General features: G+C 61.2%; 24 protein-coding genes and 1 tRNA gene. 8 read left to right on the top strand and 17 right to left on the bottom strand.

Features of this window, described 5'->3' with window-relative positions; translation table 11 throughout:
* The first annotated feature begins 42 nt into the window (after nt 1-42).
* The gene (locus ACW9UR_RS23155; RefSeq protein WP_458919453.1) at nt 43-1,185 is read left to right on the top strand and encodes an SAVED domain-containing protein; all 1,143 of its coding nucleotides are present in this window, start codon (nt 43-45) and stop codon (nt 1,183-1,185) included.
* A 268-nt stretch (nt 1,186-1,453) separates the two neighbouring features.
* On the opposite strand, the gene ACW9UR_RS23150 is transcribed toward ACW9UR_RS23155, so the two are convergent.
* The 5 genes from ACW9UR_RS23150 to ACW9UR_RS23130 form a co-directional block, all read right to left on the bottom strand.
* A complete protein-coding gene (locus ACW9UR_RS23150; protein WP_458919452.1) occupies nt 1,454-2,407 on the bottom strand; it encodes a GIY-YIG nuclease family protein in 954 nt (317 codons plus the stop codon).
* Complete coding sequence (locus ACW9UR_RS23145) at nt 2,404-4,131, bottom strand: restriction endonuclease subunit S (RefSeq protein ID WP_458919451.1); 1,728 nt, start codon at nt 4,129-4,131, stop codon at nt 2,404-2,406. Before ACW9UR_RS23145 ends, ACW9UR_RS23150 begins: the two co-directional genes overlap by 4 nt.
* Nucleotides 4,128-5,576, bottom strand: coding sequence for a type I restriction-modification system subunit M (locus ACW9UR_RS23140; RefSeq protein ID WP_458919450.1), 1,449 nt, complete (start codon nt 5,574-5,576; stop codon nt 4,128-4,130). Before ACW9UR_RS23140 ends, ACW9UR_RS23145 begins: the two co-directional genes overlap by 4 nt.
* A 3-nt stretch (nt 5,577-5,579) precedes the next feature.
* Nucleotides 5,580-8,030, bottom strand: coding sequence for an EcoAI/FtnUII family type I restriction enzme subunit R (gene hsdR, locus ACW9UR_RS23135; protein ID WP_458919449.1), 2,451 nt, complete (start codon nt 8,028-8,030; stop codon nt 5,580-5,582).
* Between the two features lie 295 nt (nt 8,031-8,325).
* Nucleotides 8,326-9,039, bottom strand: coding sequence for an AAA family ATPase (locus tag ACW9UR_RS23130; protein ID WP_458919563.1), 714 nt, complete (start codon nt 9,037-9,039; stop codon nt 8,326-8,328).
* A gap of 101 nt (nt 9,040-9,140) precedes the next feature.
* Between ACW9UR_RS23130 and ACW9UR_RS23125 the strand changes: the two genes are divergently transcribed.
* Nucleotides 9,141-9,935 (top strand): hypothetical protein, encoded by a 795-nt coding sequence (locus ACW9UR_RS23125; RefSeq protein WP_458919448.1) that lies wholly within the window; start codon nt 9,141-9,143, stop codon nt 9,933-9,935.
* A 430-nt stretch (nt 9,936-10,365) separates the two neighbouring features.
* Here the strand turns inward: ACW9UR_RS23125 and ACW9UR_RS23120 are convergent, their stop codons facing one another.
* The gene (locus tag ACW9UR_RS23120; RefSeq protein WP_458919447.1) at nt 10,366-11,673 is read right to left on the bottom strand and encodes a hypothetical protein; all 1,308 of its coding nucleotides are present in this window, start codon (nt 11,671-11,673) and stop codon (nt 10,366-10,368) included.
* Nucleotides 11,674-11,789: 116 nt separating this feature from the next.
* Here ACW9UR_RS23120 and ACW9UR_RS23115 point away from each other — a divergent pair, with 116 nt between their 5' ends.
* Nucleotides 11,790-12,386 carry a helix-turn-helix domain-containing protein gene (locus ACW9UR_RS23115; protein ID WP_458919446.1) on the top strand — a complete coding sequence of 199 codons (597 nt, stop codon included), beginning with the start codon at nt 11,790-11,792 and terminating at the stop codon, nt 12,384-12,386.
* Between the two features lie 144 nt (nt 12,387-12,530).
* Entirely contained in the window at nt 12,531-13,628 is a 1,098-nt protein-coding gene (locus ACW9UR_RS23110; RefSeq protein WP_458919445.1) for a site-specific integrase, read from the top strand.
* 78 nt (nt 13,629-13,706) lie between these two features.
* Here the strand turns inward: ACW9UR_RS23110 and ACW9UR_RS23105 are convergent.
* Nucleotides 13,707-13,791 (bottom strand) — tRNA-Leu (locus ACW9UR_RS23105).
* Nucleotides 13,792-13,927: 136 nt separating this feature from the next.
* Between ACW9UR_RS23105 and ACW9UR_RS23100 the strand changes: the two genes are divergently transcribed.
* Both ACW9UR_RS23100 and ACW9UR_RS23095 read left to right on the top strand, forming a co-directional pair.
* A complete protein-coding gene (locus ACW9UR_RS23100) occupies nt 13,928-14,506 on the top strand; it encodes a YqaA family protein (RefSeq protein WP_458919444.1) in 579 nt (192 codons plus the stop codon).
* Nucleotides 14,503-14,970, top strand: coding sequence for a disulfide bond formation protein B (locus ACW9UR_RS23095; protein WP_458919443.1), 468 nt, complete (start codon nt 14,503-14,505; stop codon nt 14,968-14,970). The genes ACW9UR_RS23100 and ACW9UR_RS23095 overlap by 4 nt, the downstream gene beginning before the upstream one ends.
* Nucleotides 14,971-15,292: 322 nt before the next feature.
* Here ACW9UR_RS23095 and ACW9UR_RS23090 read toward each other — a convergent pair whose 3' ends face one another.
* The 4 genes from ACW9UR_RS23090 to ACW9UR_RS23075 form a co-directional block, all read right to left on the bottom strand.
* Complete coding sequence (locus tag ACW9UR_RS23090) at nt 15,293-16,639, bottom strand: reverse transcriptase domain-containing protein (RefSeq protein ID WP_458919442.1); 1,347 nt, start codon at nt 16,637-16,639, stop codon at nt 15,293-15,295.
* On the bottom strand, nt 16,636-17,232 hold the full coding sequence (locus ACW9UR_RS23085) for an SLATT domain-containing protein (protein ID WP_458919441.1): 597 nt from the start codon (nt 17,230-17,232) through the stop codon (nt 16,636-16,638). Before ACW9UR_RS23085 ends, ACW9UR_RS23090 begins: the two co-directional genes overlap by 4 nt.
* 345 nt (nt 17,233-17,577) lie before the next feature.
* Complete coding sequence (locus ACW9UR_RS23080) at nt 17,578-18,243, bottom strand: D-lyxose/D-mannose family sugar isomerase (RefSeq protein ID WP_458919440.1); 666 nt, start codon at nt 18,241-18,243, stop codon at nt 17,578-17,580.
* 72 nt (nt 18,244-18,315) lie between these two features.
* Nucleotides 18,316-18,906, bottom strand: coding sequence for an HNH endonuclease (locus ACW9UR_RS23075; RefSeq protein ID WP_458919439.1), 591 nt, complete (start codon nt 18,904-18,906; stop codon nt 18,316-18,318).
* Between the two features lie 190 nt (nt 18,907-19,096).
* On the opposite strand from ACW9UR_RS23075, the gene ACW9UR_RS23070 reads away from it, so the two are divergent.
* Nucleotides 19,097-19,567 (top strand): VOC family protein, encoded by a 471-nt coding sequence (locus tag ACW9UR_RS23070; protein WP_458919438.1) that lies wholly within the window; start codon nt 19,097-19,099, stop codon nt 19,565-19,567.
* Here ACW9UR_RS23070 and ACW9UR_RS23065 read toward each other — a convergent pair.
* Nucleotides 19,536-20,198: an alpha/beta hydrolase gene (locus ACW9UR_RS23065; protein ID WP_458919437.1), complete on the bottom strand. Its 663-nt coding sequence runs from the start codon at nt 20,196-20,198 to the stop codon at nt 19,536-19,538. The two genes, ACW9UR_RS23070 and ACW9UR_RS23065, sit on opposite strands and share 32 nt — an antisense overlap.
* Nucleotides 20,195-20,809, bottom strand: coding sequence for a DNA-3-methyladenine glycosylase family protein (locus ACW9UR_RS23060; protein ID WP_458919436.1), 615 nt, complete (start codon nt 20,807-20,809; stop codon nt 20,195-20,197). Before ACW9UR_RS23060 ends, ACW9UR_RS23065 begins: the two co-directional genes overlap by 4 nt.
* Nucleotides 20,810-20,883: 74 nt before the next feature.
* Between ACW9UR_RS23060 and ACW9UR_RS23055 the strand changes: the two genes are divergently transcribed.
* On the top strand, nt 20,884-22,095 hold the full coding sequence (locus ACW9UR_RS23055; RefSeq protein WP_458919435.1) for an MFS transporter: 1,212 nt from the start codon (nt 20,884-20,886) through the stop codon (nt 22,093-22,095).
* Between the two features lies 1 nt (nt 22,096).
* Here the strand turns inward: ACW9UR_RS23055 and ACW9UR_RS23050 are convergent, their stop codons facing one another.
* The 4 genes from ACW9UR_RS23050 to ACW9UR_RS23035 form a co-directional block, all read right to left on the bottom strand.
* Nucleotides 22,097-22,876 carry a phytoene/squalene synthase family protein gene (locus ACW9UR_RS23050; RefSeq protein WP_458919434.1) on the bottom strand — a complete coding sequence of 260 codons (780 nt, stop codon included), beginning with the start codon at nt 22,874-22,876 and terminating at the stop codon, nt 22,097-22,099.
* On the bottom strand, nt 22,873-23,583 hold the full coding sequence (locus tag ACW9UR_RS23045) for a class I SAM-dependent methyltransferase (protein ID WP_458919433.1): 711 nt from the start codon (nt 23,581-23,583) through the stop codon (nt 22,873-22,875). Before ACW9UR_RS23045 ends, ACW9UR_RS23050 begins: the two co-directional genes overlap by 4 nt.
* The gene (gene cimA, locus ACW9UR_RS23040) at nt 23,580-25,202 is read right to left on the bottom strand and encodes a citramalate synthase (RefSeq protein WP_458919432.1); all 1,623 of its coding nucleotides are present in this window, start codon (nt 25,200-25,202) and stop codon (nt 23,580-23,582) included. Before cimA ends, ACW9UR_RS23045 begins: the two co-directional genes overlap by 4 nt.
* Nucleotides 25,203-25,284: 82 nt before the next feature.
* On the bottom strand, nt 25,285-25,626 hold the full coding sequence (locus tag ACW9UR_RS23035) for a CysS/YqeB C-terminal domain-containing protein (protein WP_458919562.1): 342 nt from the start codon (nt 25,624-25,626) through the stop codon (nt 25,285-25,287).
* Between the last annotated feature and the right edge of the window lie 51 nt (nt 25,627-25,677).

The following is a 25,677-nucleotide window of genomic DNA, read 5'->3' as shown; positions in this document are numbered from 1 at the left end:
TCCTAGGTTGCATTCAACAAACGAAGAGAAGGGGCAGAGTTAATGTCGAGCAGAGGTAAACAACCGCGCGAAGTCACAAAGCTGCTGGTCTGGGGCCGTGCTGCTGGGCGGTGCCAATTCAAGAACTGCAAAAAGGCTCTCGACCACGATCTTGTTGCGGGGAAAGCAGAAGTTAATGCGGCATATCTTGCCCACATCGTCGCCTCATCGCCTAACGGTAAGAGAGGACACCCGACACGGTCGCATGAGCTATCTGATGAAGCATCAAACATTATGCTGATGTGTGATCCTCATCATAGGATTATCGACGGCGACGAGACTTGGAAGGACTATCCAGAAGCGCTCTTATTGCAGTGGAAGAAAGAGCACGAGGAGTGGGTGGAGCTAGCGCTGTCTAATGGCCCCGACAGCCGCTCGCACATTCTGCAGTTTTCAGCACCGATTGGCCCGAACGAGACGGCCGTACCATTTGACGATTGTGTTGGTGCCATCATGCCGGAAAGGACCCCAGCCGAACGGAGGCCGCTGGAGATCAAGGTACGCGGCATGCACTTTCAGGACAGCGAAGAGACTTACTGGAGCGTACAACCGCAAACATTGCGGCACGGTGTTTCACAGAACATCCGGGGTCGGTTCGAGAACGGCGATATACGCCATCTTTCTATTTTCGGTCTTGCCCCCATCCCACTTCTGATGGAGCTCGGCCGCCTTGTCTCTGACATCTCGGATGTCGATGTATACGAACGTCATCGTGAACCTGCACAGTGGAAATGGCCTGAAGACGGGCCCGAGGTGAGTTTCTCACGCACCAAAGGTCGCGAGGGTACGAAGAAGGTGGCGCTTAAGCTCTCGGTGACATCGCACATAGCAGATGATCGCATAACAGATGTGATTGGTGATGATGTGTCGATCTGGGACATTTCTAGTGATCCGCAAGCTCATGGCGTCATCCGTCATAAAAGCGATCTAAGCCGATACAGATCCATCGTCCGAGCGACACTTGATGAGATCAAGAATGCTCACGGGATGGGTGTCACACTATCTGTATTTCCCGCTGTCCCGGTTTCATGTGCAGTCGAATTTGGCAGGGTTTGGCAGCCCAAGGTACACCCTGTAATTGAAATTTTTGATCAAGTTCGAGGGAAAGGCTTCGCACGCAGATTGTCATTCGACCCATCCTCTTAGTCGCTCAAATGACATAGAACACTACGGCCATTGCTGAACATCCTACGCAACACTCTCCGCGATCAACGGGCTGCAGCATTTACCGCTCGCGTTGACGCATTGAACGTCCGCTTATTCGGAAACTAGTGCGATGCTCACGGTTGCAGCGAACTTCCGGTTTCCGCCCTTGGGGCCATGAAATGCCCCGCGTCCGGCATATCCTGAACCTTCTCTGCAGCGGATGCCGTCTAATTACTCAGCCCCAGGTACGCAGCGTGGGCAGCGCTTATCACTTCCTCGAGAAACGCGCCATACCGGGGAGCGAGCAGCACACCGTTATCGCTTCGTCCGGCGGGCCCCAGAAAAATTCTCCGCCAAGGCTCTCGAGGCGACTGCCAGATCGCTCCTTGAAGAGCGCTTCTGCTTCCTCGGCGCTCTTCATGTCCGGATAAGGCTGGGACGCGAAGTGCAGGACCCATTTACCCGGCGCGGCAGGTGGGATCCCCGCGTTTAACTCCTCGCAGCGGCGTTTCGGATTGTTGGACACTCCAATCTTCAGCGCAACCGATGTGTCGCGCAGTCCTTTCTTTCGACCGGCAAGGGCATGCCCGTCGCCATCATAAACAGCGAGGTAGAGGTAGGTTTCCCCGTCCTCGTAGTTGGAAGTCCGCTCGCCCTTGCTACCCGGGAACGCGCGGGATGGCTTGAACACCTTGCCGAACGGGATCACCGGGGCGTCGGCTTCAGACACCGGCTCTTCCCCGAAAACGTTCACCTCGCGCACTTTTATTTTCAGGGCCTGCGCGACTTCGGCGTCATCGAGTTCGGCGCCATGTACCGCCAGGGCCTGGCCTGCCTCCGGTCGGTAGGAACTGAACGCGATACGACTGATCAACACTTTTTCTTCCGCACGCCATGCGCGGCGGATAGGTATCCCATAGCTCCACCGGCCTTCCCAGCCGTTCTCGCGTTTTCGCTGCATACCGAGCGCCGAGGACCGATCATCATCCCGGATGGGTTTTGCCTCGACTTCGACGAAACCCAGCACATAGGACCGCTGGGATCTTTCGGTCTCGGCCGTACTGGCACCGTAGATCATGAGCAGATCGCCGTCAGTCACCTTGCCCAGGAAAGCGTCGCGGGCATGTTCCTGGGTCCAGCCGACATAGCCGTCGTCCTCGGGGCTGAATCCGTAAAAGGATCGGATGCGGATTCGTTTCCCCTCAGGCAGACCATTGGTCATGCGGCAGCTTCCCGTGCCTCTGCAGGCTCCAGCGCTTCGTGGAGGAGGGCTTCGAGGAGGCGGGTGCGGGTGGTGTCGGCGGTCGTCAGGGCGGCCTCCAGCCGGTCGCAGAGGGCCAAGAGGGCGTCGACCTTGGCCACGATGCGGTGTTGTTCGGCGAGAGGGGGGAGAGGAACAGGAATTGCCTTCAATTTTACCTGCGAGATATTCATCTGCATCACCGCCATGCCGGACTTCGCGGTTTCGATCCGCTCGAAAGTGATCCCGGCGTTTAGCGTGAGTGCGATGTATCGTGGCGATAGGTCGCCGAGGGCGTGAAAGCGGATGAGCTTGTCCGAAATCATCAATCTTGGGCAAGGAACATCAACGACACAAGAAACTCCAACACGGTTCTTCGGCCCGGCCCGAGTGACAAGAATATCCCCGACTTCTGCCTGATACTCTGGTCGCGGCTTCAGCTTGGTTGGCAGCAGCTTATGTTGCATTGAGTCGAAAGCGAGTGCTTGCACCGCCGTTGTTTTGAGGACGCCCCATTCGTCTTCATTTGAACGAGGTTGGTTCTCACACTGCGGGCTCCAGCCAGCGTCCATGCCGCGGATGATCGCTCCGAGCGACAGCCAAACCCAGGACTGAGGCAAGTCACCTCCGAGTTCTGCGGAATTCAGAGGGCACAATAGCTTGCGTGTCTTGGCAGGTACCTCTTCAAGCCCGAGCAGATAGTCCAGCACCGGTTCATCGGCCGCATCCTGTGCCACCAATCTGCCGCGGACGGCGAGGTTGAGGATGGTTTGACGGAGGGTCTTGATCTGGTCGGGGCGCGTGGTGAGGGCGGGGAGGGCCTCGAGGGCGAAGGTGGCGTGGGTGGGGAAGTCCTCTGCCGTGGTCGCGGGGGCGGTCAGGCGGGCGAGGCTGGCGGCGGTGAGCTTGTCGCGCACCTCCTCCCGCGTCGTGCGGGCCTCCTCCAGCCGATCACAGAGCGCCATGAGCTCACCGACCTTGGCGACGATCCGGTGCTGCTCCGCAAGGGGCGGAAGGGGAAACGGCGAGCTGGTGAAATATTCGCTGGATACACGCTTCTGACCAGCAGTGCCGGTCATCTTGGGAATGCCCGTCTCGATAAATTGCGGGCTCTTCAGAAACAGAACAACATAGTCTGGGTCAACGAGGACTGGCCTGAGAATATGTAGTTCTGTTGTGCCACTTCCGAAGCCCCCGGTTAGGTTGCGAAAAACCGTGGACTTCCCGTTTTCGAAACAAGGAGTGATCTTCGCAAGGCCAACATCGCCTTCTGCGAAATGTGTATAGCCTTTCTTGATTTCTTTCCATGGGCGAACCTCATGATCGTTGGCTAAGCCATATTCAGCGAAGATCATCGGCATCGGCACGAACGATGCTTCGACATCGTCATCGGCTTCGTTACGTGGAGAGATGAACCCGAGCTTCGAAATCTGGGTCCAAGTCCAGCTTGCTGGCAAGTCTGCCCATATCTCGGCAGGGTCCATTTCGGCGACTTTGCGAGGTTTCCGCATGCCGGTCTCGCTGAGGACCTTAGCCTTTCTTTCCTCGATCCTTTGTGCAAGGCGGGCCGCTGGTTCATCCGCCGCATCCTGCTCCACCAGCTTCCCGCGCACCGCCAGATCCAGGACGAACCGCCGCAGGCGTGCGATGGCATCCGGCGCTTCGCTGATCTGCTCGTAAACCTCCAGCAACCGTTCCGCATTCATCGCGCCAAAGCCTCGGTCAGGATGGCCTTCAGCTCGGCCCGCAGGCTGTTGACCGAGGCATCGGCCTTCGTCAGGTCGTTCAGCAGGGTCTCGGGGTCGCCCCAGTCCTCAGCCTCCACATGCGGGTTCTTGATATCGAGATTGAAGCCGCGTTCGCGGATCTCGTCGATCGAGACCTTCCAGGCGCGTTCGCTTTCCTGCCGCCCCTCCCGGGCCGGCCCGCCCCACCATGCGGCGCAGTCGTCCAGATGCTCCAGCCGGATCGGCTTGGTCATGGAATAGGCCTTCTGCGTCTCGGGAACGCGGTGTTCCCAATACCAGATGTCCTGTGTGGGCGCGCCCTTTTCAAAGAACAGCAGGTTGGTTCCGATGGAGGCGTAGGGTTTGAAGACCGAATTCGGCAGCCGCACGATGGTGTGAAGATTGCACTCCTCCAGCAGATGTTCCTTGAGCCGGGTCTTGATGCCCTCGCCAAAAAGCGAGCCATCGGGCAGGACCACGGCCGCGCGGCCGGTGTCCTTGAGCAGTCGGATGATGAGAGCGAGGAACAGGTCAGCGGTTTCGCGGGTGCGGAAGGTGGGGAAGTTGTTCTCGATCCCGTCCTCTTCTTTGCCGCCGAAGGGCGGATTGGTCAGGATGATATCCACCTTGTCCGCCTGCCCCCAGCTGACCAGCGGGCGGGCGAGCGTGTTGTCATGGCGGACCCAGGACGGCTCCTCGACCCCGTGCAGCAGCATGTTGGTGACGCAGAGCATGTGGGGCAGCGGCTTCTTCTCGACTGCGCGCAGGGAGGCCTGCATCAGCGTCTCGTCCTCGGGGCGCTTGATGTGTTTGTCGCGCATGTGGCGCATGGCGCAGGTAAGGAAGCCGCCTGTGCCGCAGGCCGGGTCCATGAGGATCTCGCCCGGTTTCGGGTCCATCTGCTGCACCATGAAGGCGGTGACGGCGCGCGGCGTGTAGTATTCGCCGGCGTTGCCCGCGTTCTGCAGATCGTTCAACAGCTGTTCGTAGATGTCGCCGAAGTGCTGGCGCTCGGTCAGGTTGTTGAAATCGACCTCGTTGATCTTGTTGATCACCTGCCGCAGGAGCTGGCCGGATTTCATGTAGTTGTAGGCGTCCTCAAAGACATCGCGGACGACTTTGGCGCGCGGACCCTTTTGCGGCGGCAGGGCCTTGAGGCGTGGGAACAGCTCGTCATTGAGAAAGGTCAGCAGCGTGTCGCCGGTGATGCCCTCGGGATCCGCAGCCCAAGTGCGCCATTGCAGATCCTCGGGGATAGGCGAGATGTAGTCGTCTTGCGTGATTTCCAGCGCTTCGTCTTGGTCATCCATGATCTTGAGGAAGAACATCCAGACGAGCTGCGACATGCGCTGCGCGTCTCCGTCGACGCCGGTGTCCTTTCGCATGATGTCCTGGATGGATTTGACGAGGTTGCGGACGGACATGGGTTAAGCACTTTCTTCGTAGAGCGCTGCCTGCATTTCGTGCACGGCGCGGATGTAGTCGGGTTTCTTACCAAAGGCGCGGATCAGTTCAACCTCAGTGCCCATGCCGGAAAATGGATTGATTTTCAGGATTTTGGGGTCATCGATGCTGATCACGCCGTCGTCAGAGTACTTCTCTAGCAGGGCTTCCAGAACGGCGCGGGCCTGGGGGCCGTATTTCGTGAACACGTCGCGCTTGCGCACATTCTCCGCTCGCTCTTTTCGGGTCAGCGGTTTGGCATCGAAGGCGATATGGCAGATGAGGTCGAAGGGGTCGAGATCGAGCCCCAACTCGCTCGCAATCAATTCAAGCGGCAGCCCCTCTTCGGCCAGCTCCTCGACAAGCGCGTGCTTGCGCTCGGCTTGATTCCAACGGCGCAAGAAGTCATCGAGGCTGCTAAACCGCTGGCGCATGGCCTTCCGGGTGTAGTCGCGGAGGGACTCAGTCACCAGCTTGCCATTCTCGTCGAGGTATTCGACGCGCTCTGCCACGATATCGGCCCCAACGCCATCGATGTAGACCTTGGGTCTCGGACCGGATCCGCTCTCGTTCGAAAGGCTCTGATTCTTTGGATCAATCAGGACGGTCTCGGCTTCGTCGGGATCCCCCTGAGACGACAGGTCTTCTGTGGTGGGCGTGTCATCCGGTGGGGAGACTGGGTCATCGGGTCCCGGTTGGTAGATCTGGACGGGCTCACCATCGAAGTCGGGATCTGCGAAGTGGCTTGAAGCCCCGCGGAAGTCCATCAGGGTGAAGAACAGTTTGTGCGTATCCTCATGGACCCGGGTGCCGCGTCCAACGATTTGCTTGAACTCGGTCATCGAGCCGACTTCCCGATCCAAGACGATCAACCGACAAGTCTGAGCGTCGACCCCGGTGGACAGCAGTTTGGATGTCGTGGCAATGACTGGATAGGCCGCTTCTGGGTCGATGAAGTTCCCGAGCTGGTCGATCCCCTCCTTGTCGTTCCCAGTGATCCGCATCACGTAGCGCGCGTTCTTCGCCACGAGGTCCGCGTTCTCGTTGATCAGGGCCTGCCGCATACGCGCGGCATGTTCTTGGTCTACGCAGAAGACGATAGTCTTTGCCATGGGGTCTCCGCTTTCCCGGAGGAATTCAGTGACCTTCTTCGCTACGAGTTTGGTGCGGTCGTCCAGAACCAGGGTGCGGTCGAAGTCCTTGGCATTGTAAATGCGGTCTTCGACCTCTTCCCCATCGCGATCCAGCTGGCCCTTCTCTGGCCTGTACCCTTGAATATCGCGATCGATGTGAACCTTTAAAACCTTGTAGGGGGCAAGAAAGCCGTCACGGATCCCCTGCTTCAGCGAGTAGCTGTAAACCGGGCGACCGAAGTAATCGATATTCGAGGCGTACTCGGTTTCCTTGGGGGTTGCGGTGAGGCCGATCTGCACAGCAGACGAAAAGTGATCGAGGATTTCGCGCCAGGCCGAGTCCGCAGACGCACTTCCACGATGGCATTCGTCAATGACGATCAGATCGAAGAAGTCCTTGGAGAACTCTCGGTATAACTTCTGGCTCTCGAGTGGGCCGGTGATCGCCTGATACAGCCCGAGGTAGATCTCGTAGGAGGGGTCGATCCGTCGCTTCTTATCCAACGCCAAGGTGACATCTTCCTTGGTTCCATCGGGTCGCTCAATGGTCTTCGACTGCGTAGATAGCTTCGCCATTTTGCCGCTGAAGGGACGGAAATCGTTGACCATCGTTTGGTCAATAAGGACGTTGCGGTCCGCGAGGAACAGCACCCGCTTACCGGGAAATGCCTGCCGATAGCGCCAGATGATCTGAAAGGCTGTATAGGTCTTGCCAGTACCGGTCGCCATGACCAGAAGTATTCGATCCTGTCCCTTGGCGATCGCCTCGACAGCCTTGTTGATGGCGTTGATTTGATAGTAGCGCGGCTCTTTCCCGGAACCGTCGTCATGGTAGTCCTGAAGCGCGACCTGTTCCTCCGCGTCGGTCATGCCCTTCCAGACTTTAAAACGCTGCCACAACTCCTTCGGACTGGGAAATTCATCCAGCCTCAAGTTGCATTCTACCTCAGGCGAGGCGCCGGTTCGGTCGTGAAAGACAAAGCCATCGCCGTTCGATGAGAATACGAAGGGGATATCCAGAGTTTCGGCGTAGCCGAGGGCTTGCTGCATTCCTCCAGCGACTGGCTGCTTGTTGTCCTTCGCCTCGATAATCGCAATCGGAATGTTGGGCTTCACCGACAGGATATAGTCTGCACGCTTGCCCTCACCGCGGCTAACCATTCTACCGCGCACGATGATCCGCCCCTTGGTGAAGCTAACCTCCTCGCGGATCTGGCTGATGGCATTCCAGCCAGCCGACACAAGGGCCGGTGTAATGAACTTCGTGCAAATGTCGCGCTCGCTCAAACTCCGCTTGTTCATAATGCCCTGCCAACACATTCATCTGTAAGAAATCAGTTGACGTTACTTTGCTGGCTAGCGGGAATTCAAGCAAGGACGCCGGGAGGGCTGTCGAGGTTCCTCGCGTGGCCCTACGTAGTGATATTCGGTTGGCTAGGACGCGAACTGCTCGCATCACCTGCGTCTCGTAGGGGGAGCTGCAACTTCCCAACGACCAGTTGAGCGTCCTCAACTTCCACTGGGCATCTCCGGTGTCCTCGTTCCCGCGGCTCAGTGACCCTCCCGACTTCGTTGTCGGACTTGATGAACGAGGGTGTCAGTGCAGCTTCGCCCCGCCCTCTCTCGCCACCAGCCCATCAATCACTCGTAAAACCGCCCGCAGATCCGGCCCGAGCTTCTTCCGACGCAGCACCGCGGCCAATTCGTTCGCTACATCCCCCGGAAGCCCCCTGGCCAATGCCTGGCGCTGCGCGAATTCGGCCAGCTGTCGCCCGGTCAGCCTTGGCAGTTCGACGACCCTGCTCCGGCTCAACAGCGGCGCGGGGATGCGCCGACGGTTGTTCGAGGTCAGGATCCAGGAGATCCAGCTCATGTCGAATGTGATCCGGAAGTACGGACAGCTCCATGCCCGCGCGCTCTCGGGCTCCAGCAGCGACAGAAGCGCCGCCGTAAGCGCGAACTCAACGCCGCTCTTCGTGCGTACTTCCCCGACCTTGTCGATCTCATCGATCAGGACGACCGGATTGCCGATGCGTTCGCGCAGGAACAGCTCGATCGGGCGACCAGGACCGGCACTGCCCCACCCCCGTTGGGAGCCGGCAACCGAGAACCCGGCCGGCTCGGCCGCAGCGTCGATGACCGAGACCGGGACACCGATGAGCTCCCCGAGCCTCCTTGCCCAGTGGCTCTCGCCGACCCCGGGCGGACCATCGAGCAGAACGGGTGGCAGATGCAGGCCTGGCGCGCCCTCGCGGACCCCGGCGAGTAGCGCATGCCAGGCGACTTCGGTGGCCCGTCCCAGCCAGGGCATCTCTGCGTGCAAGGTAGCGGCGATCTCGTCCGCGCGGTGCTCGGTCTCGATGCGCACGAGCGCGGTGCCGTCGGCGAGGGGCGTGAGGAGGTCACGGATAGGTGGTTGATCACCTTCACCGCGATCCGCCCGGACTTCGGCCGCGCGAACGGGCGCGAGACGGTGCGCTTCAGGCTCTCCCAAGCGTCCTCGTCGATCTCGCCCTTCAGGGTGTTGCGCAGGGCCTTGTAGGGTACCTCCGCGCCGGGGAAGTAGGCCTGGCGGACGAAGAAACTTTCGCCCGAGTAGTCGGTGTCGATGAACCAGCAGGCGATGTCCTCGGGCTCGCTGCTTTCGACCTCGCCCTTGGCGGGGCGGAAGATGTCGACGCCCTTCAGCTCCACCCGATAGCGGTCGCCGTCCTCGACCAACTCGATGTCCGGCTCGCCGAAGACGACGAACAGGTTGCCGCCGCCAGCCTTCAGATCTCCGGCCATGTGCAGGTCGGCGTTCATTCGGGCGTGCAGGATCGGGATGCGGCCAAGCTTGTGGAACTCCTGCGCGTGAGCCTCGAAGTTGAAGGCGCAAGCGATGACGATGTCGAAGCCCCCATCGGCGGCCTCGCGGGCGCAGTCGACCAGGTCGGCGCGGCTGACGGTACCGTACTCGGGGCCGATGAAGATCGCCGCTCGGCGCTCGGTCTCGCCTTCCATGTAGCGGCCCTCGGCGGCAATCCAGTCGCCGGGCCAGGGCGTCAGGCTGTCGAACCGGATCGCGTCGCCCTTGTCCTGCTGCTGTACGCCAGCCTTGGCGAGGTTCTCCATGATCGCCTTGCGATAGTTCTCGGCCTCAAGCTCCGAGGCCGATCTGGCCCTGTTTCGACGTGCCCCACGACTCGATTTCACAAGGTCGTCTGACGGACGTACTCAATGCTGTCAACGGCGAAGCACAGAGCAATCTGACAACGCAAAGGCTAGGTGGTTGAAAACAAAGGAAACCCATGATGCCACGGCAATGCCGCTGCAATGCCGCTGCAATGCCGAACCGATGCCTCCCTTGAGGTATCTAGCGGATTGCATCCTACGCGCGCGCACGCGTAGCGGTCTGTAAACCTGCCGCCTATGATCGTCCACGCACCCGCCTCGGCAAACTAAAGAGGGAAAGCCAGCTTAGCCAAATAGGTAGCAGATATCCTTCGGCTACTCTTAAACCGATTCGCCTGTTCGACAGAACCCCAGCCCCCATTGTGTCCCCACTCAAAGGCCCCGAAACGTCATTCGCATCGAAGACCCGCGCTTCAGCGAGAGCCTTCGGCTCTCAGAGGAGCCAGTTGAGCAAGAATTGTACTCACGTTGAGGTTACGTTGAGCTCCATTGAGATTGCGACATCTATGTTTTCCGATTCCTCTATTTTTTTAACAAATTCAGTAACTTCTACAAACTCCCTTTCCGCCACGCCCTTCAGAAACAAAAAGTAATTTTCGGATTCTTTCACCAGCTCCGCATGCCATGCCAGTGCGTTTGCCGTGATTGCGCGGTTCGCCAATCGCAATACCGCTACTGCGGAGATCCCTGAAGCCGACCTCTCCTCAACCGCGATGACAGCGGAACTATCGCGCCATTGTTCAACCAGTCGCCGCAAGCCAACCCTGAGACGACCTTCAGATCTACTTATCCTGGCTGCCCGCATTTGACTTATCAGGTAGGCCATGAACGCCGGACGGCTCTCCGGCGTATCCAAGACGAACTGCCCCCTCCTCAGGACGCCCAACGGGCGCTTTAGCCGCTGCTGAACCGCTCTGGACTCTGGAACGCTACTCACTGAATAGATGGCCCACTCGAGCAAACCCACATCCTCCAATATTGCTATCATCGGATGCCGCACGTGCCCCGCAGCTGAATCCCAGTACCCTTTATCACAGGTAGTAGCGAAATGGCCGCTAATACCCTCTGCCGAGCAAAGATTGGCTCTCAGTACGCGTATATCTTGGGCACCTAGAGGAAACCGATCGACAACCATGAAATGGCCCTCTACTTTGTCTCTCGGTATCCCCCTATGTTCCCATAGATTTTGCCAGCCATATAGGTCAACTGCATAGTATATCGCTTCAACAACTCCCATATCCACAAGCCTATGAAGCGTGGACACAGCACTGTCTGCATCAACGAAATTATTGGGAATAAATATCGGCTGAGCATAGTACTCATTGACTTCCCAAAGCTTTCCAACCTTAGTCATCCAGCCCTTTTTCATGGCTCGATGAGCGGCATTGATTTCAGAAACGGACTTGGGCTGACTTCCACCTTTGACCAGATCGAAGACCAATCTTTCTTTCCCCGCCAAGCGGCGGCGAGTGTCGCCATTCGAAAGGCGGTGCCGTGGAACTCTGCGCGCTCGGGCGCTGTCGGTCGGAATAACTTCTAACACCCCCAGCGCACTTAGGTTATTGATCGCGAGCTTGGCCTCAGCCGGACGCAGCCCTGACCAGTTGCAGATGGAATTCACACCACCGGTAGAAATCTCATTGCCGCTATCCGTACTTTTCAAGAGGCTCAGATAAGCGGCGATCTCCGCCACTCCAAAACCAGCACTACGGATCGCCTCAAACCGCGCCCGGTCTAATCCAAAGAACCCGGGCATTCGCTTTTTTGCCACGCCGCAATCTCCAAATAGCGCAACGACCACTGCGCAATTTGCATATAGCAAATTCCTTTGCAATAGCCGCTTTTGAACTGATATCTGCTGGGTGCGATATAGCGGAGTGCAATGAGATGGAGCTTAGGGTTCGCCAACTCCGCCAGACGCGCGGACTAAGCCTAGCTCAGTTGGCTCGCCAAGCAGGAATGAGCCAAAGCTATCTCAGCCAGATCGAGCGAGGAGACCGACGCACAAACGCTGACCTCCTCCAGCGCCTTGCTGCCGCTTTGGATGTCGAGGTAGCTGAGTTGCTCGCACCAGGCCGGCCGAGCGTCATCCCCGTAACCGGCCTTATTGGCGTAGGCGGGCTAATCTCCAGCGAATGCGGGCTCAGCATCACATGCCCCCCATTCCTGGATGCTCTTGGTCTCGAAGCTTTTCTTTTTAACACACAGAGCTTTGAGCCGATATTCGTCACCGGAGAAGCAGTAGTTGTGGAGCACAACAGAACCCGCGTGACCAACGACCGATCGAGACCTGTTGTCTGCAAGATTGTCGGCGGCGAGTTGGTCTTTGCTCAGATTGTTGACGGGAGTAGAGAAGGCCTTTTTACGCTCGTATCCCTTGAGCCGCGACCGATAGAACGCCCGCGCTACGACGTCGAATTATCGTGGGCGACGCCCGCTAGAGCATACCTCATGCCCGAGGACGTTGGCATGCACGCCAAGTAGCAGCACACGCCGACACACACGCGATCATTGATGACTTCGCCACCGGCTGCTATATCGCTTATGGGACAGTATTGCATATCGCAAATCTCTTGCGCCCACGAGCCGATGAAATTTGCGTTTTGCGGATTATCGGGATAACGCTCGATGCGCATGAACATCGAAGGTCTTCATCGCGAAGTGCGCGATGGCGTAGTTAGATATCGGATAGCCCAGAAAGCGAACCCAAAGAAGAGGCGCCTCCTCCCCCGAAGGATCGACCCGCAACACCCTGAATTCGGGGACTATTACCGCGCGTACCGAAACGGGTTAGAGGTTGGGGACATCCCCAGGGAGATCGAACGGCAGGCATATACGCCAAAATCGCTAAGATGGCTCGTCAACGAGTACCTGATGCACCTCGAACGCGAGGTCAAAGCTGGTCTAAAATCACCGCTTACTCTGAGACAGCGCAAGTCGATTTTGGTACGCATGTGCCAGTCTCCAGCGCCGAAAGGGGGAGTATACGGGGACTATTCCATCGTAGCGCCCAAGACAGCTTTCGAGCGCCTGCACCTCATGTGGATGGACCGGCCCGCCGAGGCAGACAACATGCTCAAGGCCGCCCGAGCAATGTACCGTTTCGGCATTAAGGCTGGATACGCCTCACAAAACCCCGCTGAGGGCATTCAGAATATCCACAAGTCCAAGGGCGGTGCGGTCCCATGGTCTATGGACGACGTGGAGAAGTACCGTGAGCGCCATAAGCCAGGATCACAAGCCTTTCTGTACCTGACCATTCTCATGTTCACCGGATGCCGTATATCCGACGCCATCCTCCTGGGGCCTCCCAATGAGTTCCTCAGGGACGGGAGGAAATGGCTGAGGTGGCAACCGGTAAAGAAGGGATCAGCGCCAATGGAACTACCAATGCTCGCCCCCTTGGAACGTACAATCCGGGACACCACGGTTACCGGGCAGGAGACCTACATCGTCGGAGAACATGGAAAGGGGTTCAAGACATCGGAAGCCATGAGAGTTCGCTTCCGCAAATGGTGCGATGAAGCAGGCCTCGAGGGCAGGTCCTCTCATGGCGTTCGGAAAGCCATGGCAGAATTGCTCGCGGAGGCCGGAATGTCGTCGAGGCAGATCATGGCCGTGCTCGCACACACCAAGGCCGCAACATCGGAAATCTACACGGCGAAAGCTGAGCGACGGATCATGGCGGAACAGGCCATGAACGCGTTTCAGGGGCTCAATTGGTGAACATCTTTACCACCCCCCGTCTCTGGGGTGGTAAATCCTGGGATATTCCCCAATGATTTCAATGCAGTTTACAAGATATGGTACCCGAGGCCGGACTCGAACCGGCAAGCCTTGCGGCGGGGGATTTTGAATCCCCTGTGTCTACCAATTCCACCACTCGGGCGAGGTGTGGGGAGTGCAGGCTATCGCGTATCCGCCCCTGTTTCACAAGCCTAAAATGCGGCGCGGCGGATGTTCGCGTTGACGGAGGGGCTTGCTTCGTGGTCAACGGCTTGAAACGGCAGGCGAGGCGAGCGGGAATGCTGAGACGGCTTTACGACTGGACGCTGGAACTGGCAGACACGCCGCATGCGCTTTGGGCGTTGGCGTTTGTCGCTTTCATCGAGTCCTCGGTGTTTCCGATCCCGCCGCATATCATGGTGGTGCCGATGGTGCTGGCGGCGCCGCATCGGGCGTGGCTGATCGCGCTGGTTTGCACGCTGGCGTCGGTTGCGGGGGGCGTGCTGGGCTACTGGATCGGGGCCGAGCTGTTCGACAGCGTCGGCAGGCCGGTGCTGGAGTTCTACGGCAAGGACGAGAAGTTCGAGGTTTTCAGCGCGCAATTCAACGAATACGGCGCCTGGGCGGTGCTGTTCGCGGGGATGACGCCGTTCCCCTACAAGGTGATCACGATCACCTCGGGGGCGACGGGGCTGGATTTCACCGTGTTCATGGTCGCCTCGCTGCTGGCGCGGGGGTTCATCTTCTTCCTGCTTGCGGCGATCCTGTGGAAGTTCGGGCCGCCGGTGAAGGAGTTCGTCGAGAAACGCTTCGCGCTGGTGACGACGGCGGCGTTCGCGTTGATACTGGGCGGGTTCGCACTGGTGAGGTACCTATGACCAGACGGTTTCTGACGACGCTGGCGGGGCTGGGCTCGGCCGGGCTGCTGCTGGGGGCGCTGGCGTTCCAGTACATCGGGGGGCTCTACCCCTGCCCGCTTTGCATCACGCAACGCTGGCCGCACCTGGCGGCGGTGCTGATCGCGGTGCTGGCCTATTTCATTCCGCTGAGGATCCTGGCGCTGGCGGGCGCGGCGGCGGCCGCGGCGACGGCGGCGGTCGGGGCCTATCATTTCGGAGTGGAGCGGGTCTGGTGGGAGGGACCGGACACCTGCACAGCGGCGGACCTCGAGGGGCAGAGCCCGGCGGAGCTGCTGGAGCAGATCATGGCGGCGCCGGTGGTCCGCTGCGACGAGATCGCCTGGGACTTCATGGGCATCTCGATGGCGGGATGGAACGCGATCGTCTCGGCCGGTCTGGTGCTGATCTGGCTGGCGGCGGCGACGCGCCGGACGGCTGCCTGAGACGCGCCGTTTCAGCATGAAAACGGGGGATTTCATCGTGAAAACCCCCTTAAGTGCATGATTTTTAAAGTGAAAAGAATCTTGATAGAGTGTTAACGCGTCTTCTGCTTCGATTTTCCGGGGCTCAGCCGAGTGCTATCATCCCCATAATCATTGGGGGTGGAAACGAACCGCGTTATTCTGCCAAGCGTGCCCTGCTCCCTGAAAACTGAACTGTTTGGATCTGGTAATTTCGATAAAACTTTAGTGGCTGAGAGAAGCGAGAAAACGCCTGAATACATAGAAGTTCACGGTTGCGCAGAAGCCTTCCACCCCGGACAAGTTACGAAAAGCTGCCCAACGTATCGCGCTCCATCCGCTTAACCTCTCGCCACACCGATGAACCGAATATCCTCGTTATCTGCGCGTCAGTCTTCTCCGCCAAGTTCCGGTAGCGCTCAGGTGCAAGAAGTTCGAGGTGTCGCTCCATTTCTTGCCGCGTATACGTGCCGAAATCCGGGTAATAAGTGCTCTCTTGGTGATTAAACTTCGCTTGGTGATAAGCTTTTAGTAAACGCTTCAGTTCAGACGCAGCCTGTTCGCCAAGGCGCGCAATCACCGCTGCCTTGATCTGCGTGTCCATTTTGGCAAGCAGACTGAGATCATTGATCTGGGAAAAGTAAAAGATCCAGCCGACATTCGCTCCAGAAATCTTGCAGCCTGTGATCCTAAGATTGACCCTCCACATGGCTCTTTGCCATTCGGCCGGCTTGGCACCGTGGATGATTTCCATGATGTTGGACATTAGCTTTTTCTCAGTGGCTGTCCGAACTGAAATTTTCCGACGGCTGATTGAGTATCCAAGATATGAAGCGCTGAAACCTGGCTCTATGATCTGTGATTTTCCTGTTCCGAGCGGGTGGCAGGTAAGTTTTTTCTTTGACTTCAGACTCTTAATGATTGCCGCAGCCGTCAAGTCGGCTTCGCTTCTTGGCAAGATGCACAGTATGTCATCCACGTAACGATGATACTTTAGGCCCAGTTGCTGCCCGTACTGACTGTCGATGCTCTTGAGATAAATCGAGGACAGCATGTTAGAGATGCTCAAGCCTTGCGGTATGCCGAGATCATTTGATGCATTCTCGGCGACCGTAGTTCCGGTGGGGGTCCTGAGCGCTGACGAAATTAAGGTGAGGGGCGGGTCAGTACGGATCCTTGCACGGAGGTTTCGCATCAAGACGTTGTGGGAAACTGCATCATAAAAAGACTGAATGTCGAGTTTGATAAAGCAGTCATCATCTCTCATAGACTCTATCGACTGTATAACAGCGCTGATGACCGGGTGAGCGTGCTGTGGCCTACAATCGGGAAACATCGAAGTCAGAAAATTGTTAAGAGCTCTAAGCGCGACCCTATCTCGCAAGGTCGGTATAGAAACTTGCCTTGGCGGGCTGGAAGCATTCTTGAGTAAGAGCTTCTGGCGGTAAGGAGAGAATTTATACGCACCCGACAGGGCACGTTGCCTTATGAGGTTCACTTCGCTATCGCGGGAAGCTAAAAACTTATCGTAGCTGGTTCCGTCCACACCTCTAGCAACGCCCTCCCTCAAATGGAGATCAATGACCTCCTGCAGATTGCGTTCTGAAAAATGGCGAGCGAAGGCATCTGCCGAACTGATAGGCAGTCTCAAGGTGTTACCACCCCATTGAAGTCAATTGCGTAGTAAACCAAAACGAACGGAAGAGTCGCAAAGACAAGAAGCAGGAGCCGGGCGATAAGCCAAGACGCCGCGTAACAAAGGCGTCGCCACCGCCCCAACCGCACCGCCTCACCATTCGGTGATTTTAGGCTTTGCTCAGCATTGAAAATGTCGTTGACCGCGAGGCGCATGTAGTCGCCGGTAGTATGGTTGGGATAGTGCCCCAACACTTCTATGTAGACTTCTTCCTGTTTTTCGCTTGCCTGTTCGTCGCTGGCTCGGAGTTTTTGAAGCGCGAGGTAGCACGACCGATGGTTCGCAGCAGTTTCCCCGAATTTGAAACCGAAGATCAGCAGCGAAAGACAAAGCGTTGTAATCGAGGCAAAACTTAAAAAGCTATCATTTAGGCGGACATTGTCAGCGCCACCGACTACTGATATACATATAGAGGAAAGCGCAAATAAAGCAAGTACAATATGAAAATATAGCTCTAGGAATCGGCTCCTCTTCTCTGCGTTCATATGGCATCGCTCGGTGATCCAAATGCGGTCAGAAAGCTGTTTGAGTTTTTCTTTTTCTGTCATTTTATAAATGCGTGCGGACGTACTTTTTCATGGTTCTTGATCCTCTCACGAGGATGAGCGCTATATCTCAAACGCTAGGCTTACGCCTGTTACTTACAAAGGCCACCGAAGCAACCGAGCGCGTGGCTCACGCCCGCACTCGCGTTATTTAAGCCATGACTTCGCCTTTTTCAACTTAACATTGAGGCCGCCCAAAAGTTGGGCCTATGATCACAAAACTTGGAGGCTAAAATTGCTGCTGACGCTTACAACGACGTCAACCTTCGATGCCAACAAGCAGTCCCGAGAGATGTAAGACCAGACCTCCGCCAATCGCGGGGTTCTCTCCCGAAGGTTGGCTCCACCTCAATAATCCGACACCAGCAACCTCAGAGCCGCCTCGTCTTCCTCGACGTCCGCAAACCGGCCAATCGGCATTTCAAACACGTTGTCGGTCTTGTCGTCGTTCACCGTCGAGACCTCGCCGATCAGCGTGTCGCCCTCTTCGGGCCAGAAGGCGTGCCAGATGCCGGGCATCAGGGTGACGGACTCTCCGGGTTTCAGCTTGATCCGGCCCCCGGCCTGCACGGTCTTGAGCACCCCGTCGCAGGGCACGGTCACGTCGGCGTGGCGGTCGATGCTGCCATCCTCGGCCGGGGCGAACAGCTCGATGATCAGGTCGGCGCCGCCGCGGTTGATGATGTCCTCGGCCTTGATGTCGTGGCGGTGCATCGGCGAGAGCTGGTGTTGGCGCGAGATCATGATCTTCTCGGCGTAGAGCATCCCCTTGCCCTTGCCCAGATCGCCCAGCGTGCCGTTGCGGGTGGTGAAGAGGAACAGGCCCATCTCGTCGAAGCGGCCCTGGCCGTAGTCGGTGATGTCCCAGCCGAGGCCCCGGTCGCGGATCGTGGCGGCCTCGTCCGAGCGGATCTGCTCGGGCGTCCAGTAGGCGAAGGGCGGCAGGATGTGGCCGAAGCTGCGGATGAAGGCATCGCCTTCGGCGACGATCTGGTTGATCTGCGAGCGTTTCATGGGATGCGTCCTTCGCGAAACCTTGGGCCGTTGCCCGGTTTTACGAAAGCGCGGGGGTGGATGCCAGCGCTATCACGCCTCCAGTTCGGCGTCCCAGTAGAGGAAGTCGAGCCAGCTTTCGTGCAGGTGGTTCGGCGGGAACTTGCGGCCGATGTTCTGAAGCTCTCCGGGGCGCGGCTCGCGCGGGGGTTTGCGGAGCGTCATGCTGGCCTGGCGCAGCGTGCGGGAGCCCTTGCGCAGGTTGCAGGGGCCGCAGGCGGCGACGACGTTCTCCCACGTGGTGCGGCCGCCGCGGGCGCGGGGGATCACGTGGTCGAAGGTCATCTCGCCGCGCGCGCCGCAGTACTGGCAGCGGAATTCGTCGCGCAGGAACAGGTTGAAGCGGGTAAAGGCCGCCGTGCGCGCCGGGCGGACGAAGTCCTTGAGCACGACGACCGAGGGGATGCGCAGTTCCATCGAGGGGGAGCGCACGACCTCGTCATATTCCGAGATCACGGTGACGCGGTCGAGGAAGGCGGCCTTGACGGCCTCCTGCCAGGGCCAGAGCGACAGCGGCAGGTAGCTGAGCGGACGGAAGTCCGCGTTCAGGACAAGCGCCGGGTGGTCCCGCGCCCCGGCGGGTTGTCGTATGAAGCTCGGTTGCGTTTCGATCGCGGTTTGCATGGCGACTCGTTTCCCTGTCCTGCCCTGGCCCCGTTTCAGACGCTTTGGCGGACGGGACGAGCCCGTCCCTGTTCATCTGACTATATCTCGGCCCGGAAACCGCGCAAGACCCTATATGCTGCGGCTGCGGGCTGGTCGCGCGCACCATACGGCGGGGAGCTTACGGTTTTGTGACGGGGGGACGGGTGTTATGCTCCGGCGCATGAGCGATGCCCTGCCCCCTGCCCCCGAGTGCCGCGCGATCCTGGAGACCGGGATCTATGCCGACGACCTCGATGCCGCGCGGGCGTTCTACCGCGACGTGCTGGGGCTGGAGGTCATGCTGGAGAAGGAAGGGCGGCACGTGTTCTTCCGCCTGCCGCTGGGGGTGTTGCTGGTGTTCCGGCCCGAGGCGACGCTTGTGTCGGGCGATCCGGAGCGGCCCGGCCACCTGACGCATGGCGCCGAGGGGCCGGGGCATGTGTGCTTCGCGGCGTCCCGGTCGGAGCTGGACGCCTGGCGCGCCCGGCTGGAGGCGGCGGGCGTGCCCATCGAGGACGATTTCGAGTGGCCGAACGGCGCGCGCTCGGTCTATGTGCGCGACCCGGCGGGGAACTCGGTGGAGTTCGCCGAGCCGCGCCTTTGGGGGATCACTCTGCCGCCGGAAGCACCCGCTGGATGAACTGAAGCGCGAGGCCCAGCCCGTCGGGCGCGATTCCGTGGGCCATGCCTTTCGAGACATGGGTGTCGACGTCGAACCCGGCGGCGCGCAGGGCTTCGGCCGCCTGCGGCGTGCTTTCGGGCGGCACCACCTGGTCCTGGTCGCCGTGGATCAGCAGCATCGGAGGGCGGGATTTCACCGCCCCGGCGAGGTGCTCGGGGGCCAGCAGGCGGCCCGAGAAGCCGACCACACCGGCCAGCGCCTGGGGGCGGCGGGGCGCGACGTGCAGCGCCATCATCGTGCCTTGCGAGAAACCGACGAGCACCGTGCGGTCAGGGCCGATACCGGTCTCGCGCGCGGTCTGGTCGAGCCAGTCGTTCAGCGCCGAGACGGCGGCGGCCATGCCGGACATCGCCTGTTCCTGCGTCGAGCCGTCGATATAGGGAATCGGGAACCACTGCCGACCAAAGGGATTGGCGACGCTTTTCTGAGGTGCGTCGGGGGCGAGGAACATGGTGTCGGGAAGGTATTCGGCCAGCGGTTCGGCCAGACCCATGAGGTCATTCCCGTCCGCACCGTAGCCATGCAGGAAGATCACCAGCGAGCTGGCCTGCCCTGAGGCGGCCGGTCGTCTTGGCCCTTTCAGCGTCATGTCCGTACTCCTTCCCGTTGTTTGAGGGCGGCGTAGTATTGCCAAAGCAGCGTGGCTGCAACGGTCCGCCAGGGGGCCCAGTCCGCGGCCATCGCGCGCAGGGCCTTTTCGCCGGGCCGGGCGTCCAGACCGTAGGCCTGCCGTGCGGCCTCCTGCAGGGCCAGATCGCCGGCGGCGAACACGTCCGGGCGGCCCAGCGAGAACATCGCGTAGATCTCGGCGGTCCAGATGCCGATACCGGGCACGCGGGTCAGCTCGGCAATGACCTCGTCGTCGGTCATGCCCGGCAGCGCGTCGAAGTCGATGCCGCTTTCCGCCAGCGCCAGCCCGTAGCGGATCTTCTGCCGCGACAGGCCACAGGCGCGCAACCCTTCCTCGCCGCCCCGCGCCACAGCCTCGGGCGTGATCAGCGAGGCGTCGCAGAGCCGTGTCCAGATCGCGTCGGCAGAGGCGACCGAGACCTGCTGCGAGATGATCGCCGAGAAGAGCGCACCGAACCCGCCCTCGCGCCGCCGGATGCGAACCGGGCCGGTGATCTTCGCGGCTTTGGCCAGACAAGGGTCACGCGACGCCAGCCAGTCGACGCCGCGTGCGACATCGTCGTCGCTCATGAGAACCTTCGGAGGGATGGACATCGGCGCGCGGAACGATAGGACGGAAGCATTGATCGAGGAATAGAATTGACATGACCCAAACAGATCGGCGCGCCCGGCGCAATGTCGCGGTTCTTGTCGGCGCGCAGGCGATCCTTGGCGCTCAGATGCCGGTGAATTTCGTGTTGGGCGGCCTTTCCGGCCAGATCCTGAGCCCGGTCGCGTGCCTCGCCACGCTTCCGATCTCGGTGATGATGCTGGCGACGATGATCGCGGCCCCGGCGGTATCCGGGCTGATGCAGCGGCGCGGGCGGCGCTTCGGCTTCATTCTGGGCACCGGGTTCGGCGCGCTCGGCGGGGCGATCTCGGCGCTGGGGCTGCTGCGCGGGTCTTTCGAGCTGTTTCTCGTCGGCGCGGTGTGCACCGGCGTCTATTTCGCGACACAAGGCTTCTATCGCTTCGCCGCCACCGACACCGCCTCGGCCGAGTTCCGGCCCAAGGCGATTTCCTGGGTGCTGGCCGGCGGGCTGATCTCGGCCATCATCGGCCCGCAACTGGTCAAGCTGACGGGGACCTGGACCGACCCGACCCCGTTCGCGGGCGGCTATCTGGGCGTTATCGGTCTGAACCTGCTGGGCGCGCTGCTATTCCTGTTCCTCGACATTCCCAAGCCGCCGAAGCCGGAGGAAGGCGCGCCGGAAGGCCGGAGCCGGCGCGAGCTGCTGCGCGATCCGACGATCCTTGTCGCGATGATCTGCGCGATGGTGTCCTACGCGCTGATGAACCTGGTGATGACCTCGGCCCCGCTGGCGATCGTCGGCTGCGGCTATGGCACCGAGGATGCGGCGGACGTCGTTTCGGCCCATGTGCTGGCGATGTTCGTGCCGTCCTTCTTCACCGGCCACCTGATCACCCGGTTCGGGGTCGAGCGGATCATCGCGACCGGCCTTGTCCTGCTGGCGGGCTGCGGCGCTGTCGCGCTGATGGGCGTGGACCTCGCGCATTTCTACGTCGCGATGATCCTGCTGGGCCTCGGCTGGAACTTCGGCTTCATCGGCGCGACCTCGATGCTGACCTCGGCCCATGCGCCCGAGGAACGCGGGCGGGTTCAGGGCATGAACGATTTCGCGATCTTCGGAACGGTGACGCTGGCCTCGCTCAGCTCGGGCGCGCTGATGAACTGCTCGGGCAGCGACGCGGTGGCGGGCTGGTCGGCGGTGAACCTTGCCATGCTGCCGCTGCTGACGCTGGCGGGCGGCGCGCTGATCTGGTTCGCCTTCGGCCCGTCGCGGCGGTCGGTCTAGACTACCAGCGGCCTGTCGTCGCCGCCCACAGCAGCGAGGCGCGGCGGCGGAACTCGGATTGCGCGGGCGGCGCCTTCAGCGCGGCTTCCGGGTCCTTGCGGGCGGCCCTGAGCGTCGCCTCGGCCTGCCAGCCCGTCAGGAATGCGGGACGCACGGCGGCGGGCACCCTGCCCCTCTGGCGGCGGGTTTCCTTCAGGGTTTCCAGCGCCTTGTCGGCCAGCGCGCGAAGCTCGTCATGTCCGCCAGGCGGCGGCAGTGGCTGCGCGTGGGCGGCGATCAGCGCGGGCAGCGCGGCGATCAGGTTGGCGGCGGCCGAGGCGGTGCCCTGCGACCGCGCAAGCGGCTCGAGCGAGGGATCCGCCCCCAGCGCCCTCGCGGCAAGCCAGGTGAGCCCGCCGCCGGTCGCGCCGAGCCAGGCCCAGAGCGCCTCGGCGTCGGGATGGGGTTCCGGCTCGATGTCCCGGTGGCGCGCCTCGATCAGCGCATCGAAAGGTTCGCGGGGCAGGTCGTGGGCCTCGATCACCTCGGCGAGCGGGGTGACGACCTCGTGCCGGCGCGGCGGGCGGCCCTCGTAGATCTCGGCGATGGCGTCGGTCCACCATTGCAGACGCATGGCGGCGATCATCGGCTCGGACGTGACCCAAGGGGCGCGGGCGACTTCCAGATTGAAGGCATAGAGCGCCATCAGCGGGCCGCGCTTCTCGGGCGGGGCGGTCATCGCGGCGGCGAACCGGTCCGGGTCCGAGCGCGCGACATGCTCGGCGCAAAGGTCGTAGCTCATGCGGGCTCCACCACGCACAGCGCGTAGCCGAAAGCGTCGCGGTGGCTGCGCCAGAGGGCGATTTCCTGCTCCTGCTCGTCGAGCACTTCGGTCATCGCCGCGTCGGCGCCGGGGCGCAGTTGTGCGATACGTGCCTCGATGGGGGTGAAATAGGCCTCCCACGCGGCGTCGGGCAGGATCTCGTGGCCGAGGCAGCGATAGCCGGCGGCGGCGATACGGTCCATCAGCCCAGGTAACGCGGTCATCGCGGGATAGGCGCGCCAGAAAATTGCGGCCTCGCGGGGTGGCATGTCGGTGAGCCAGACGATCTCGGAGAACACCACCCGGCCACCGGGGGCGAGCGCGCCGCGCCAGGCCCTCAGCGCCTCGGTGACGCCGACCATGTAGACGGCGCCGGCGCTCCAGATCAGATCGAACGGACCGGGGGCGGCCAGCATGTCGCCGGAGCGCGCGGTGACACGGGGATCCCCGGCGAAGCGTGCGGCCACGCGATCGGCGAAGGGCGGGTGAGCCTCGATCGCGGTCACATGGCCCTGCGGTGCGTGGGCCAGCAGGCCGTCGATGTCCGCGCCCGGCCCGCAGCCGGCATCAAGAATGCGGGCGTCCCTTGGCGGAGCCGCCAGTGCCAGCGCCCGGTCAAGGCTGGCGCGGTCGCCCGGTCCCTCACGTGGCAGTTCGTCGTGGAGTGTGAAGAAGGCCTCGTTCATACCGGTTCCACTCCGTCGCGGATCAGCTTCCACGTGATCGCGTCCAGCAGCGCCTGGAAGGACGCGTCGACGATGTTGGCCGAGACGCCCACGGTGGACCAGCGGCGGCCCTGCCCGTCCTCGCTGTCGACCAGCACGCGGGTCACGGCCTCGGTGCCGCCATTGGTGATGCGGACGCGAAAATCGACCAGGTGCAAGTCCTCGATGGCCGCCTGGTAAGGGCCGAGGTCCTTGGCCAGCGCGCGGGACAGCGCGTTGACCGGGCCCTGGTCGCTGCCGGTCTCGTCCACCGAGTCCGAGACCGACATCAGCCGCTCGTCGCCGATGTTCACGACGACCACGGCTTCGGAGACGGTGATCATTTCCTTGAGCGCGTTGTAGCGGCGGTCGACGGTGACGCGATAACGCTCGACCTCGAAGAAGCGCGGCAGCAGGCCTAGGTGACGCCGGGCGACCAGTTCGAACGAGGCTTCCGCGCTGTCGTAGGCATAGCCGCGGTCCTCGCGCTCCTTGACGTCCTGAAGGATCGCGGCGAGGCGCGGATCGCCCTTCTCGACCGGCAGACCGGCGGTTTGCAGACGCTCGCGCAGATTCGACTGCCCGGCCTGGTTTGACATCGGCACGTTGCGCACGTTGCCCACAAGTTCGGGCGGGATGTGCTCGTAGGTGGTCGGATCCTTGAGGATCGCCGATGCGTGGAGACCCGCCTTATGGGTGAAGGCCGAGGCGCCGACATAGGGCGCGGCGCGGTTCGGCACCCGGTTCAGGATATCGTCCAGCATCCGCGAAGTTTTCGTCAGGCTGGCCAGCGCCGCCTCGCTGACGCCGATCTCGAATTGGCTGGCATAGGGCTCTTTCAGCAGCAGCGTCGGGATCAGCGAGATCAGGTTGGCATTGCCGCAGCGCTCGCCAAGGCCGTTCAGCGTGCCCTGGATCTGCCGGGCGCCGGCGGCGACGGCGACCAGCGAGTTGGCGACCGCATTCTCGGTGTCGTTGTGGGTGTGGATGCCGAGGTGATCGCCGGGCACGCCTGCCTCCATCACCTCGCGGACGCCCTTGCGGACGTCATGCGGCAGCGCGCCGCCGTTGGTATCGCACAGGACAACCCATCGGGCGCCGGCGTCGAAGGCGGTCTTCACGCAGGCCAGCGCATAGTCCGGGTTGGCCCTGAGGCCGTCGAAGAAATGCTCGGCATCGAACAGCGCCTCACGGCCCTCGGCGACGATATGGGCGATCGAGGCGCGGATGTTGTCGAGGTTTTCCTCGAGGGTGATGCCGAGTGCGGTTTCGACGTGGAAGTCGTGGGTCTTGCCGACGAGGCAGACGGCGGGCGTGTTCGCGTTCATGACCGCCGCGAGCACCTCGTCATTGTCCGCCGAGCGCCCGGCGCGCTTGGTCATGCCGAATGCAGTGAAGGTGGCACGGGTGTTCGGCGCCTGATCGAAAAAGTCGCTGTCGGTCGGATTCGCGCCGGGCCAGCCGCCCTCGATATAGTCGATGCCGAGCGCGTCGAGGGCCTTGGCGATCCGGGTCTTGTCGTCCAGCGAGAAGTCGACGCCCTGGGTCTGCTGGCCGTCGCGGAGCGTGGTGTCGAAGAGATAGAGCCGTTCGCGGGTCATGGCGCGGCCTTTCGGAGGTGGGCGCGCGGGGCAGATGTCGGATGCCTCCGGCGGGGATATTTGCGGAACATGGAAGGCGAGGTCATTGCAGGGCCTCGAGCTTGGCCGGATCGAAGCCGGGCTTGAGCGACCAGGTGGTGCCTTGGGGGGTGTCCTTGATCTCGACCCCGGCGGCGGCAAATCCGTCGCGGATCGCATCGGCGCGGGCGAAGTCCTTGGACTTGCGGGCGGTGACCCGAGCCTCGAGCAGCGCCTCGATCAGGGCGGCGGCATCGTCTCCGGCGGCGGCCCAGTCGCCCATGTGCGACTCCAGAAGGCCCAGCAACCGCGCCGAGGCGACGAGGCCGGGCACGTCGTCGGAGGCCAGCCGGTGCAACGCCGCAATCGCGCCCGGGGTGTTCAGGTCGTCGCCAAGTGCCTCGATGACGGCGGGCGCGGGGGGGGGGGGGGGGGGGGGGGGGGGGGGGGGGGGGGG

It is taken from the genome of Halovulum sp. GXIMD14794 (assembly GCF_054457455.1).
Note: the sequence above shows the minus strand (reverse complement) of the source record. Positions and strands in the feature narration are given on the sequence as shown.